Annotated in this window: 11 protein-coding genes; 4 read left to right on the plus strand and 7 right to left on the minus strand. The window is 67.1% G+C overall.

Annotated elements, in window-relative coordinates:
- Positions 1-161 precede the first annotated feature (161 nt).
- Complete coding sequence (gene icmB, locus CLV67_RS02570) at positions 162-566, minus strand: coenzyme B12-dependent isobutyryl CoA mutase small subunit (protein ID WP_106315478.1); 405 nt, start codon at positions 564-566, stop codon at positions 162-164.
- Positions 567-986: 420 nt separating this feature from the next.
- Here icmB and CLV67_RS02575 point away from each other — a divergent pair, with 420 nt between their 5' ends.
- Both CLV67_RS02575 and CLV67_RS02580 read left to right on the plus strand, forming a co-directional pair.
- Positions 987-1,727, plus strand: coding sequence for a M23 family metallopeptidase (locus tag CLV67_RS02575; protein WP_106315479.1), 741 nt, complete (start codon positions 987-989; stop codon positions 1,725-1,727).
- 122 nt (positions 1,728-1,849) lie between these two features.
- Entirely contained in the window at positions 1,850-2,740 is an 891-nt protein-coding gene (locus CLV67_RS02580; protein ID WP_106315480.1) for a M23 family metallopeptidase, read from the plus strand.
- A 1-nt stretch (position 2,741) separates the two neighbouring features.
- Here CLV67_RS02580 and pcrA read toward each other — a convergent pair whose 3' ends face one another.
- Positions 2,742-5,198 carry a DNA helicase PcrA gene (gene pcrA, locus CLV67_RS02585; protein ID WP_106315481.1) on the minus strand — a complete coding sequence of 819 codons (2,457 nt, stop codon included), beginning with the start codon at positions 5,196-5,198 and terminating at the stop codon, positions 2,742-2,744.
- A gap of 136 nt (positions 5,199-5,334) precedes the next feature.
- Here pcrA and CLV67_RS02590 point away from each other — a divergent pair, with 136 nt between their 5' ends.
- Both CLV67_RS02590 and CLV67_RS02595 read left to right on the plus strand, forming a co-directional pair.
- Positions 5,335-7,176, plus strand: coding sequence for a bifunctional metallophosphatase/5'-nucleotidase (locus CLV67_RS02590; protein WP_106315482.1), 1,842 nt, complete (start codon positions 5,335-5,337; stop codon positions 7,174-7,176).
- 235 nt (positions 7,177-7,411) lie between these two features.
- Positions 7,412-7,702, plus strand: coding sequence for a chorismate mutase (locus tag CLV67_RS02595; RefSeq protein ID WP_106315483.1), 291 nt, complete (start codon positions 7,412-7,414; stop codon positions 7,700-7,702).
- Positions 7,703-7,747: 45 nt separating this feature from the next.
- Here the strand turns inward: CLV67_RS02595 and CLV67_RS02600 are convergent, their stop codons facing one another.
- The 5 genes from CLV67_RS02600 to CLV67_RS02620 all read right to left on the minus strand — a co-directional run bounded on the left by CLV67_RS02600 (position 7,748) and on the right by CLV67_RS02620 (position 13,326).
- Positions 7,748-8,713, minus strand: a complete 966-nt coding sequence (locus CLV67_RS02600) for an ABC transporter ATP-binding protein (RefSeq protein ID WP_106315484.1) — start codon at positions 8,711-8,713, stop codon at positions 7,748-7,750.
- A complete protein-coding gene (locus CLV67_RS02605) occupies positions 8,706-9,737 on the minus strand; it encodes an ABC transporter ATP-binding protein (protein WP_239166130.1) in 1,032 nt (343 codons plus the stop codon). Before CLV67_RS02605 ends, CLV67_RS02600 begins: the two co-directional genes overlap by 8 nt.
- 16 nt (positions 9,738-9,753) lie before the next feature.
- Positions 9,754-10,644 (minus strand): ABC transporter permease, encoded by an 891-nt coding sequence (locus CLV67_RS02610; protein ID WP_106315485.1) that lies wholly within the window; start codon positions 10,642-10,644, stop codon positions 9,754-9,756.
- Positions 10,637-11,563 (minus strand): ABC transporter permease, encoded by a 927-nt coding sequence (locus CLV67_RS02615; RefSeq protein WP_106315486.1) that lies wholly within the window; start codon positions 11,561-11,563, stop codon positions 10,637-10,639. Before CLV67_RS02615 ends, CLV67_RS02610 begins: the two co-directional genes overlap by 8 nt.
- Positions 11,564-11,691: 128 nt before the next feature.
- The gene (locus CLV67_RS02620) at positions 11,692-13,326 is read right to left on the minus strand and encodes a peptide ABC transporter substrate-binding protein (RefSeq protein WP_106315487.1); all 1,635 of its coding nucleotides are present in this window, start codon (positions 13,324-13,326) and stop codon (positions 11,692-11,694) included.
- Positions 13,327-13,556 lie beyond the last annotated feature (230 nt).

Genomic DNA, 13,556 nt, shown 5'->3' on the forward strand with positions numbered 1-13,556 from the left:
GTCGAGGGGTGGCGGCGGGGCATCGCGCATAGAGGGGCCGGACGTGTGAGGGGTGCGTCCGGCCTCTCCCCTTGCGCCGTCAAGATCGAACCCGGCTGTGTCGTACCGCTGTCTCAGCGGCGCTGAGACAGCGGTACGACACAGCCGGTATGACCTGGGATTCAGGCGACCGGCGCCGCCACATTGGCGCGTACCCATTCGACGACGGATTCGAGTGACGTACCGGGTGTGAATAGAGCGGCTACCCCGAGTGATTGCAATTCCGTGATGTCGTCCTCCGGAATGATGCCGCCGCCGAATACGACGATGTCCGAGGCGTCACGCTCCGCCAACAGTTCCAACACCCTCCGGAAGAGTGTCATGTGCGCACCGGAGAGGACGGACAGGCCGATGCCGTCGGCGTCCTCCTGAATGGCGGTCTCGACGATCTGCTCGGGCGTCTGGTGCAGGCCCGTGTAGATCACCTCCATGCCGGCGTCGCGCAGCGCCCGCGCGATCACCTTGGCCCCGCGGTCATGTCCGTCCAGCCCAGGCTTGGCGACGACCACCCTGATCCGTGCTTGCATGCTGACCCCTTCGGGCTCTCCGACCCCGGCGTCCGGTCGCCATACCCGCCGGCCTCCGCGGTCACCTTAACGAACGGTAACCTGCCGCGCCGGACCGTGGTAGCCAGCGGTTCAAGTCGCCTGGCACAGTGAATAGTCTTCTACGTCACATTACTTAGCGCTTCTCAGTCAATTACAGAGGGTCGCTACTTCCCCGTTTGCGAAAGCCCATCAATTCGGACAATAGCTGATCAATGCTGACCAGGAACTGTCACGAAATTGGCGCTGCGACTTGTGACCCGGCGGCCGTTTCGTTACCGTGGCGACGGCTGTCACGCAGGTTCCCCCCGATAGCGACAGCCCGGTCACCCACTGTTCAACCCATTTTCCCGGGGTTCGAGCATGGAAAGCCGCCGTAATGCCACCGACGGAGGGTCCTTCGTGCGCCAGCGCTTGTCGTCTGAGCCCGATCGCTATCGCGGCCGGCGCCGCGTTCCGACCCCACCGCGCAGCCGTTACGCCGTCGTCGTCACCTCCGCCTTCGTCGGAGCCGGTGTGGTCGCCCTGGGCGCCGCGTCGAACCTCCCGGACAACAAGGCCGTCGACCCCGACGTTCTGCAGAGCCTCTCGAAGTCCTCGTCGATCACGACCGACGCCCTCGAGAACCGCACCGGCGACAAGGCCGCCTCCCGTGGTGAAAACCGCGAGGCCAACACCCAGCTCAGCGCCGAAGAGGCCGCGAAGGATCTCTACCTTCTACCCCTCGACGAGTACGAATTCACCTCCCCGTTCGGTGTCCGGTTCGGCAAGCTGCACGCCGGCATTGACCTGGCCGCCCCGGACGGCACGCCCTACAAGGCCGTGCACGGGGGTACGGTGACCGCCGCCGGTTACGCGGGTGGCTACGGCTACTCGATCACGGTCCGGCAGGACGACGGCACCGAGATCATCTACGCCCACTCCCGGCGGCTGCTGGTGCAGAAGGGCGACAAGGTCAAGGCCGGTCAGGTGATCGGCGAGGTGGGCAACACCGGTTATTCGTACGGCACTCACCTCCACCTCGAGGTGCACGTCAAGGGCACGCCGATCGACCCGATCACCTTCCTCGACGAGCGTGGCGTCAGCATCAAGCTCCAGCTCGAGTCGGTGTACGCGGGCGTCCCCGCCGACGGCGCCTCCTGACCCTTCCCGGCCACCGTGGTTGCAGGTGGGTTGAACTACCGCCAGACCCTCTCAGTGGCCCTGCCCTCGCACCGACAGACACGTGACAGCACGACGTCACGGCAGTCGGGAGGGACATCCGCGTGGGGCAGCATTCGTCATCCGGTCGAGGTGGACGTCACCGGCAGGAGAACCTGCACCGGCATCGCGCCCCGGCCTTCCCCGCGCTGTTCGCCACCCGTAGTCGTTCCGCGCTCTCGGTCACCGCGCTGAGCGCCACCCTGGCAGCAGGTGTCGGCGCCGCGAGCCTGGCCGCCTCGGCCACCCCGATGGGTGGCATGGGGACAGCGAGTGGCCTGCCCACCGCCGCACACGCTCCCGCGGCCCTGCCGATCGTGCCCCCGCCCGGTGACGAGGCCCCCGCCAAGACCCACCCCCGCTTCGAACCCGCCCCGGAGAAGGCCGGAACGGAGGAGCGTGCCGGAACGGAGAAGCGTGCCGGGACAAAAGAGACGGCCGGAACAGCGAATGCCACCACGCGAAGCGCCGAGCCGGAGAGCGTCACCCCCGGGAAGTTCGGACCGCAGAGCGCCCCGATACGCCGGAAGACCCGCCCACTGCCCAAGTCGAACTGGGTGCATCCGCTCGCGTCCGCCGAGGTCACCTCATGCTTCGGGCAGCGCTGGGGCCGCCTGCACGCCGGTGTCGACCTGGCCGCGCCGCACGGCAGCCCGGTCGTGGCGGCCGGAGCCGGTGTGGTGGTCACGGCCGGCGCGAACGGCGGTTACGGCAACGCGATCCTGATCGACCACGGCGACGGCTGGCTCACCCACTACGGGCACCTGTCGGCGATCGCCGTCGAGGTGGGTCAGGCGGTCAAGGCCGGTGAGCACATCGGCGACGAGGGTTCGACCGGGCACTCGACAGGACCCCACCTGCACTTCGAGGTGCATCGGGGACACTTCCAGAACCCGGTCGAACCGACGGCGTGGATGCACGGGCACGGGGTGGACATCCCCGGATGCTCCGATTAGGTCAGAGCTTCTCGATCGGCGCGTGCCGCAGGATCAGCCACATCGTCTGGTCACCGAAGTCGATCTGGACCCGGGTGCCCGGACCCTGACCTTCCACCGCCAGTACGCGGCCGAGGCCGTACCGCTGATGGTTGACCCTGTCTCCGGGATCCACCTTCGGTGTCTGCTTCAGATCACTGGCGGTGGCGAGTTTACTGGCGTCGATGCCGAGCCGTTCGGCGATGCGTTGCGCCTTGGGCGTACCTCCGGAGAAGCCACCGCCGCGCTGGCGGTCACCGGCGCCGTAACCGCCGCCGCGGCCGCCCACCCCGCCACCGGTCCCGGACCACGAGGTGTACGACCCACCGGTCCGCTCCCAGCGCACCAGCTCGGCCGGCAGCTCGTCGGTGAACCGCGACGGCGGGTTGTACTGAGGCTGACCCCACGCCGACCGGGTCACCGCCCGGGACAGGTAGAGCCGCTGCCGGGCACGGGTGATGCCGACGTACGCCAGACGACGCTCCTCCTCCAGCTCGGTGTTGTCGCCGAGCGCCCGCATGTGCGGGAACACGCCGTCCTCCAGGCCGGTCAGGAACACCACTGGGAACTCCAGACCCTTGGCGGTGTGCAGGGTCATCAGCGTGACCACACCCTGGTTCTCCGGGTCGTCGTCGGGAAGCTGGTCGGCGTCGGCGACGAGTGCCACCTGCTCGAGGAACCCGGCCAGCGTGGCGACCTGCTCGGCTCCGGGGTCGTCCGAGGAGTCGACGGAGGCGGCGAGAGACTCGACGCGCTCGGTGTACTCGCGGGCGACGCTCACGAGCTCCTGAAGGTTCTCCACGCGTCCCTGGTCCTGCGGGTCGAGGCTCTCCTCCAGCTCACTGAGCAGGCCGGACCGCTGCAGAACCGCCTCCAGCACCTCTTCCGGCGGGGCGGCCAGCGCGAGAACCCGCAGGTCGTCGAGGAGCTGAACAAACTCGTTGATGCTGTTCACCGCGCGGGTGGAGATGCCTGGCGCGTCCTTGGCCCGGCGCAGCGCCTGACCGAAAGAGACCCGGTCGCGCGACGACAGCGCCTCGACGCACGCCTCGGCACGGTCACCGATCCCTCGTTTCGGGGTGTTCAGCACCCGCCGGATGCTGACGGTGTCGTCGTCGTTCACGATGGCGCGCAGGTAACCCAGCGCGTCGCGGACCTCCTTGCGCTCGTAGAAGCGCACCCCGCCGACCACCTTGTAGGGCAGGCCGACCCGGATGAACACCTCCTCGAACACCCGGGACTGCGCGTTCGTGCGGTAGAAGACGGCCACGTCACCGGGGCGTACGTCATGGTTGTCGGTAAGCCGGTCGATCTCACGGGCCACCCAGTCGGCCTCGGCGTGCTCGGTGTCGGCCACGTAGCCGACGATCTGCTCACCCTGACCCTGGTCGCTCCAGAGCCGCTTGGGCTTGCGCGAGGTGTTCCGGTCGATCACGGCGTTCGCCGCGGTCAGGATGGTCTGGGTGGACCGGTAGTTCTGTTCCAGCAGGATCGTGCGGGCCTGTGGATAGTCCCGCTCGAACTCGAGGATGTTGCGGATGGTGGCGCCGCGGAACGCATAGATCGACTGGTCGGCGTCACCGACCACGCAGAGCTCGCTCGGTTCGACATCCCCTGAGGAGACACCGACCAGCTCGCGGACCAGGGTGTACTGCGCGTGGTTGGTGTCCTGATACTCGTCGACCATGACGTGCCGGAACCTGCGGCGGTACGCCTCCGCGACCAGCGGGTGCGACTGGAAGAGGTGCACAACGGACATGATGATGTCGTCGAAGTCCAGCGCGTGTGCCTCGCGCAGCCGTCGCTGGTACAGCGTGTAGGCCTCCGCGAGGGCGCGTTCGTTGGGGCCTTTCGCGCCTTTCGCGAACTCCTCCGGCTCGATCAGCTCGTTCTTCAGGTTCGACACCTGGGCGGCGAGGCTGCGAGCGGTGTAGCGCTTGGGGTCGAGGTCGAGTTCACGCGACACCAGCGTCATGAGGCGGCGCGAGTCGTCGGCGTCGTAGATCGAGAAGGTGCTCTTCAGCCCGGCATGCTCGTGTTCGGCGCGCAGGATGCGTACGCAGGCCGAATGGAACGTCGAGACCCACATCAGCCGGGCGCGCGGGCCGACCAGATGGGCGACCCGCTCCTTCATCTCACCGGCGGCCTTGTTGGTGAACGTGATCGCCATGATCTCGCCGGGATGCACGTTGCGCTCGGCCAGGAGATAGGCGATCCGGTGTGTCAGCACCCGGGTCTTGCCCGAACCGGCGCCGGCCACGATGAGCAGCGGCCCGCCGGAGTGTGTCACGGCGTCGCGCTGAGGGCCGTTCAGCCCGGTCAGCAGCGCCTCCGGGTCGAGCCGTGCGGCCGCCGGCCGGGGCGCGGGCCGGGGCGCCTCCGGAGTCCGCACCGCGGGCAGGGAGAACAGGGCGTCGGAAGGTTCTGAGGTAGGTCGCATCGCGGGAGCAAGTGTATGCCGCCCCACCGACACGAATTCCACGGTGACCGGCCCGGATATCAAGGCCCGACTATGAATCCACACCTTAGGCTGACCGGGTTGGTGAAAAAGTCTCTCCGATCGGGGGATCGATCCCATGCCACTTCCTCAACGGCGTCACCTCGCCGCACCGATAGCCCTGCTGGCCGCCGCAGCCGTGCTCACCGCGATCCCGGGCACGCAGACCGCGGCCGCCGCGCCGCCACCCGAGTTCGCCCCGGTCTCCGTCTCGTACGGCCAGGCCAAGGGCACCACGGTCAAGGGCCAGTTCCTCAGCTACAACGACTTCCACGGCGCGATCGACCCACCGACCGGCAGCGGTGCGGTGGTCAACGCCGGAGGCACCAGCACCCCGGCCGGCGGTGTGGAGTACCTCGCGACATATCTCAAGAGGCTGCGCGCCGAGGCGACGGCCGAGGGCCGCTCCACGATCACCGCCGGCGCCGGCGACCTGATCGGCGCGACCCCGCTGGTCAGCGCCGCGTTCCACGACGAGCCGACGATCGAGCTGATGAACCAGGTCGGGTTGCAGGTGAGCTCGGTCGGCAACCACGAGTTCGACGAGGGCGTCAACGAGCTGATCCGGATCCAGCGGGGCGGCTGCCACCCGGTCGACGGATGCCAGGACGGCGACCCGTACCGGGGCGCGAAGTTCACGTACCTGGCGGCCAACACGATCAGCAAGAAGACGAGGCTGCCGATCCTGCCGCCGATCGACATCCGGTACGTGAACGGCGTACCGGTCGGGTTCATCGGCATGACGCTGGAGGGCACGCCGAGCATCGTGAACCCGGCAGGCATCAAGGACGTCACCTTCACCGACGAGGTGGTGACCGCCAACCGGTGGAGCACGGTGCTGAAGCTGTTCGGTGTGAAGGCACAGGTGCTGCTGTTGCACGAGGGCGGTTCACAGGCCTCGGTCACGCCGACGCCGGGTGTCTCCGACTGCAACGGCTTCACCGGTCCGCTGGTGCCGATCGTGGCCGGTCTCAACCCGGAGATCAGCGTCGTCATCTCCGGCCACACCCACCGCTTCTATTCGTGCAAGCTCCCGAACAGCAAGGGTGCCGACACCGTCGTGACCAGCGCCGGCAGCAACGGTCAGCTGATCACTGACATCGACTACACACTGGACAGACGGTCCGGGAAGTTCACCGAGATCACCGCGAAGAACGTGATCGTGGAGAACGGTGTGCCGGACGGCAACGGCGGCTGGAAGCGAGACGCCGCCGGGGCATTCCTGAAGAACCCGGACACCGTCGACGCCGACGCCAAGAAGGTGGCCGACAAGTACCGCACCGCGGTCGCCCCGATCGCGAACCGGCTGGTCGGCAGCATCAGTACGGACATCGTCCGTACCGCGACGCCGGCCGGGGAGAGTCCACTCGGTGACGTGATCGCTGACGCCCAGCTGGCCTACACGCAGTCGGCCGGTGCGCAGATCGCCCTGATGAACCCGGGCGGTGTCCGCGCCGACCTGGACGCCGACCAGTCCAGCGGCGGCGAGCCCTACGGCCAGGTCACCTACGGCGAAGCGTTCACCGTCCAGCCGTTCAACAACCTGGTCGTCACGCAGACCTTCACCGGCGCCGAGATCAAGGACGTGCTGGAGCAGCAGTTCGTCGGCGCGTTCGGGCAGACCACCCAGCGGATCCTGCAGGTGTCGGCGGGCCTGACCTACACCTGGAGCGCGTCGGCCGCACCCGGCTCGAAGATCAGCAACCTGTCGCTGAACGGGACGCCGATCGACCCGGCCGCGAACTACCTGGTCACCACGAACGACTTCCTGGCCAACGGCGGTGACGGGTTCTCCAACCTCAACCAGGGTCCGGACGGGCGGGTCACCGCACCGGGCTTCGACGTGGACGCGCTCGTGGCGTACCTGGCCACCGGGCCGATCGCGCCGGGACCGGCCAACCGCATTTCGGTGACCGCCTGATCAGCGCAAACTTTCGTCCCAACACTCGGGCGGTTTCCTTGCGGGACCGTCCGAGACGGGGGCATACTCGGCTCGTGATCCAGCAGGCGCGATTCTTTACCTATGGCACCGGACGCCCGGCAGCCGTAGGTCGCTCCTGAACCCCAGACCTACATCAAGCCCCGGGCCGTCCAGCCCGGGGCTTGATGCTGTCCGGGCCGGATTGGCCGGGACGTCAGTACCCGAGGAGCAGGACATGACCGCCGACGTGATGGACCAGGCGACAGGCGCGGGCGAGGACGCGGCCGCCGAGAAGATCCGTGGCATCCGCGAGCGCATCAACGAGATCGACAAGACGATCATCGAGCTGTGGCAGGAACGTGCGGCCCTGTCGCAGGAGGTCGGCAAGACCCGGATGGCCAGCGGTGGTACCCGCCTGGTGCTGGCACGGGAGCGCGAGATCATCGAGCACTTCCGCGAGGCGCTCGGCCCGGACGGTACCCAGGTGGCGCTGCTTCTGCTGCGTTCCGGCCGCGGCCCGCTGTAGTCGGTGCGACGCGGGACGGGCCAGAGGAGCCCGTCCCGCGTACCGTCAATGAATTCTGTTGATCTCGGCGAAGTGGCAGGCGCTCGGGTGGGGCGACCGCTCCCGGATCTGCAGGACCGGCTCCTGCTCGGCGCAGACGGGCTGCGCCTTCCAGCAGCGGGTCCGGAAACGGCAGCCGGACGGCGGGTCGGCCGGTGACGGGACGTCGCCCTCCAGGACGATCTGCCGGCGGTGGCCACGCAGGCGAGGGTCCGGCACCGGCACGGCGGAGAGAAGCGCCTGGGTGTACGGGTGGGTCGGCTGGTTGTAGATCGCCACGTCGTGACCCTGCTCGACGATCTTGCCGAGGTACATGACGGCGACCCGGTCGGAGATGTGCCGTACCACGGAGAGATCGTGGGCGATGAAGATGTACGACAGCCCGAAGTCGTCCTGCAGCCGCTCCAGCAGGTTGATCACCTGGGCCTGGATGGACACGTCGAGCGCCGACACCGGCTCGTCGCAGACGATGATCTCCGGCCGGAGCGCGAGCGCCCGGGCGATGCCGATGCGCTGCCGCTGACCACCGGAGAACTGGTGCGGGTATCGGTTGATGTGGTCGGGGTTGAGACCGACCGTGTCCAGCAGGTCCTGCACGGCCTGCTGCCGCTTGCCGCGCGGCACCACATCCGAGTGGATCTCGAACGGCTCACCGATGATGTCGCCGACCGTCATCCGCGGATTGAGCGAGGTGTACGGGTCCTGCAGCACCATCTGGATGTTGCGGCGGGCGCGGCGCATCTCACCACCACGCAGCCGGGTCATGTCCTGCCCGCGAACCATGACCGATCCGGAGGTCGGCGTCTCCAGCCCGACCAGCAGCTTGGCCAGTGTCGACTTGCCGCATCCGGACTCGCCGACGACACCGAGCGTCTCGCCGCGGCGCAACTGCAGGTCGATCCCGTCGACCGCCCGGATTCCGCCCTTGAAGTGCTTGACCAGGTCCCTGGTCTCGAGGACGACGTCAGTCACCGAGGACCTCCCGGAAGAAATGGCATCGGGCGGTACGGCGCGGCGCGATCGCGTAGGCCGGCGGCGCCGGATCCTGACGGCACGGCTCCTTGGCGTACCCGCATCGGGGGTTGAAGGCGCAGCCTTGTGGGATGTCGGTGAGCGCCGGTGGGAGTCCGCGGATCGCGGTGAGCTGCTGGCCCTTCAGGTCGAGGCGGGGGATCGATTCGAGAAGGGCACGGGTGTACGGGTGACCCGGCGCGGCATAGATGTCGTAGACCGGCGCCTCCTCGACGACACGGCCGGCGTACATCACGGAGATCCGGTCGGCCACGTCGGCGACCACACCCATGTCATGGGTGATCAGGATGAGGCCCATGTTCCGCTGCCGCTGCAGTTCCGCCAGCAGGCCCATGATCTGCGCCTGGACCGTGACGTCGAGCGCCGTGGTGGGCTCGTCGGCGATCAGCACCTCGGGGTCGAGCGCCAGCGCCATGGCGATCATGACCCGCTGCCGCATACCGCCGGAGAACTGGTGCGGATAGTCGTTGACCCGGGACCGCGCGCCCGGAATATGGACCTGGTCGAGCAGCTCGATCGCCCTGTTCTTGGCGTCTCCCCGGGACATGCCCCGGTGCGCCCGGAACAGTTCGGCGAGCTGGAAACCAACCGTGTAGACCGGGTTCAGTGCGGACAGCGCGTCCTGGAAGATCATCGCGATCTTGTTGGCCCGGACCCGCCGGCGCTCGTCCTCCCGCAGTTTGAGCAGGTCGACACCGCGGTAACGGACCTCACCACGGGTGATGTGCCCGGGTGGGGATTCGAGAATGCCCATGATCGCCTGAGCGGTCACCGACTTGCCGCAGCCCGACTCGCCCAGAATGGCGAGTGTCTCGCCGGGGTTCAGCCAGAAACTCGCCCCGTTCACGGCCTTGGCGACGCCGTCCCGGGTACGGAACTCGACGTGCAGGTCGTTGATCTGGAGCAGGGGTGCGCGGGGATCCAGTCCGGGTAGGACGTCCACCTGCGCCTTGATGTCGGTCACACCGGTCACCTTTTCGTCACCGCAGCTTCGGGTCGAAGGCGTCGCGGATGGCGTCGCCCAGCATGATGAAGGCCAGCACCGTGGCGGCGAGGAACGCCGACGGCCAGACCAGCGGCGCCGCCGCCACCCGGGCCTGGCGCCGCGCCTCGGAGATCTGCAGACCCCAGCTCATCGCGTCGCCCTTGAGACCCACTCCCAGATAGGAGAGCGTCGCCTCGGCCGCGATGTTGGCGCCCAGCAGCAGCGTGAGCACCACCATGAACGGGGCGATCGCGTTCGGCAGGATGTGGCGGAACATCAACCGGCCCGGACCCGCGCCGAGCATCCGGGCAGCCGAGACGTAGTCCTGGCCCTTCGCCGCCACCACCGACGACCGCATCACCCGGGCCGCGGAGGTCCAGGTGAGCAGGCCGAGCGTGACGGTCACGGCGGTGACGCCGTCGTCGCCCGGCCCGGACAGGCGCGCGGACAGGATCACCGCGGCCAGCAGGAGCGGGATGCCGAGGACGATGTCGATGCCGCGGGACAGCACAGCGTCGATCGCGCCACCGTAGTAGCCGGCGGCGAGCCCGAAGAGCAGTCCGATCAGCCCGGCGGCCAGGGTGGAGAAGAGGCCGACCTGAATCGAGTCGCCCGCGCCGTACACCGTCCGGGCGAACACGTCACAGCCCTGGGAGTCGAATCCGAAGAGCGCCGCGCCGGTCGGGCCCTTGTGCTTGTTCGCCAGCGCACAGGAGGTGGGGTCGGCCGAGGTGAACAACGACGGCAGGAGCGCCATCAGCAGGATCACCAGCACCAGCACCGCCGATGCCCAAAAGATCTTGTTGCGGCGCAGATCGCTCCAGGCGTCGCCGGCGAGGCTGCGCGGCCGCTCGTCGACGGTGGCGAGCATGGTCGGGTCACTCATAGCGGATCCTGGGGTCGAGGGCGGCGTAGAGCAGGTCGACGACGAGGTTCATGACCAGGAAGAAGATCACCAGCACGCTGACGAAGCCGACGACCAGAGGTCCGTCCTCGGTCCGGACACCCTGGGCGAGTTTGGAGCCGACGCCCGGGATGTTGAAGACGTCCTCGGTGACGATCGCGCCGGACATCAGCACCCCGAGGTCGACACCGATCAGCGTGATGACCGGGATCAGCGAGTTGCGCAGCACATGCACCCAGACGACGCGGCGCGGTGCCAGGCCCTTGGCTCGGGCGGTCCGCACGTAGTCGGCACGCAGGTTCTCGACAACCGAGGTACGGGTGACCCGCAACTGGGTCGCGACGACCGTGCAGGCCAGGACGATGGCCGGTAGCAGCAGAGCGTAGAAGGTCGCGTTGCGTGACGCCGTCGCCGGGAACCAGCCGAGCTCCATACCGAAGATCCACTGAGCGACCGGAGCGAGGACGACGACAGGCATGGCCAGCAGCAGCAGCGTGAACATCAGCGTGCCGTTGTCGAAGAGGCCACCGCGCCGGATCGCGGACCAGACGCCCGCGGCGATCGCGATGACCGCGGCGATGACGATCGCCATGAGCGCCAGCCGCACGGTCACCGGCCACGAGCTCGACAGCATCTCGGAGATCTCCCGGCCGGTCAGGGAGTCACCGAGGTCACCGGTGAGCAGATTGCTCATGTAGTGCCAGTACTGACTGAGAAAGCCGTCGTCGAGGTGATAACGCTCCGTCAGCTCAGCGCGCAGAGTGTCACTGATCGGCTTCTCGCCCACCAACGCCTGGATGGGGTCGTCCTGGTTGGCGAACATCAGCGCGAATACCACGAAGGTGGCCCCGAAGAACGTCAGGATCATCTGTAGTAGGCGCCGCACGATGTAGCGGAACATACGGGTTCGAACTTCTTCCGCGGAGGGAGCGCCGGCCTCGTGAGCCGGCGACGGGAAAGGTCGGTTCACACAGTAGTGGCGTCACGGTCGCATACCCTCCGTGACGCCACTACGGTCGATCGGTCAGATCAGGCGATCGTTTCGATCTCGTACAGGTTCACCTTGCTGAACAGGTCCATTTCGACGTTCGCGACCCGCTCCGAGTGACCGAAGACGTTCTGGCCGTAGCGCAGCGGAATGACCGGCATCTCCTCGGCGAGGATGTTCTCCGCCTGCTGCCACTTCTTGATCGACTGCTCCGGCGTGGCGGCCTGCGAGCCCTGCTTCACCAGGGAGTCGAAGGTGGTGTTCGACCAGCCGTAGTAGTTCGAGCCGCCGTTGGTGCCGTACAGCGGGTTGAGGTAGTTCTCCATCAGCGGGTAGTCCATGATCCAGCCGAGGCGGATCAGGCCGATGTCCTGCTTGGCCTGCAGCTTGTCCTGCATGACCGCGAACTTCGGCTCCTGCTCACCGATGCACTTGACCTGGAGCGCCGCGCGGATCTGGTTGCAGGTCGCGTCGACCCACGACTTGTGACCACCGTCGACGTTGTACGTGATCTTGATTTCCGCCGGGCCCTTCGCCTCGCGGTACAGATCGCGCGCCTTGGTCGGGTTGTAGTCGCAGGCCTCGCCACAGCTGCCCTCGCGATAGCCGCTCACCACCGGAGAGACGAAAGACTTGGCGGCGGTACGGGACCCGAGGAACACCTGCGACGCGATCTCATCGCGGTTGATCGCCATCGAGATCGCCTTACGGACGTCGGCGCTCTTGTACTGCTCGAGGAAGGTCGGGAAGCCGATGAACTCGAAGACCGAGTTCTCGCTCTTCAGGTACCGCTCACCGAGGTCGGCCGGTGCGTTGGCCAGCGCGTCGGTCGGGATGGTGGTCTGCACGTCGAGGTTGCCGCTGACCAGGTCGGCGTAGGCGGCCATCTGGTCGCCGTAGATCTTCCAGGTCACGCCGTCGATCTTCGGGACCACGCCCTTGAAGTCGCTGTACTTCTCCACGACGATCTTGTCGTCGTGCTCCCACTTGCCCTTCATCTTGAAGGGGCCGTTACCGATCAGCTTCTCCTCGAAGCCCTTGGCGATCACGCCGGGGGACGAGAACGCCGCGTTGGGCAGCGGGTGGAAGACCGAGTACGCGATCACCGACTTGAAACTGGCGAACGGGGCGGAGAGCGTCACCGTGAAGGTCAGGTCGTCGACCTTCTTCAAACCTGACAACACGTTGGTCGTCGGCTTGGGCGCTTTCTCCGGGCCGTCCTTGTCGGGGTCGATCGGGTTCAGATCGGCGTAGCCCTCGATGCGATCGAAGAAGTAGCCACCACTCTGGGCGTTCGGACCATAAGCGCCGTAGTTCCACGCGTCGATGTAGTTCTGCGCGGTGACCGGCTCGCCGTTGTGGAAGGTGAAGCCGGGCTTGATCTTGATCGTCCAGACCTTGTTGCCCTTGGCGACCGAGATCTTCTCGGCGGCCACCTCGACCGGCTTCTTCTCCGCGTCGAAGCTCACCAGCGGGTAGAACAGAGAAGACAGCACCTGCGCGCTGCTGCTGTCTGTGGCGTTCGTGGGGAGAAGGTGCTGCGGCTCAGCAATGCTGATCACCACGGCGTTGGCGGACAGTGCCGGATCTTCCGAGTCACTGCCGGCACAACCGGCGACCAACAAGGAGATGGCGGCCGTTGCGGCCGCCATCTTCCATGGGCGTTTCCCAAGCATGGGAGAGCCTCCTTCAGGGGCGCTCACGAGGGGTGTGTGAGTGAGTGCCACTGTGACACAGAGGCACGAAAACCCGGAGCGCCGTTATCAAGCCGATATTAGCCGTCTACGTCCCGAGATGACCTCATGAGCAACCGTTTAGGAGGTTCCAACCGCCCTGAACAGGGAATACTCCATGCGGCTTCCGGGGCAGCACGGAGCGCAGCCTATATGAAAAACACTCAAGAAAC

Source organism: Actinoplanes italicus, assembly GCF_003001815.1.
Taxonomy (GTDB): Bacteria; Actinomycetota; Actinomycetes; order Mycobacteriales; family Micromonosporaceae; genus Actinoplanes; species Actinoplanes italicus.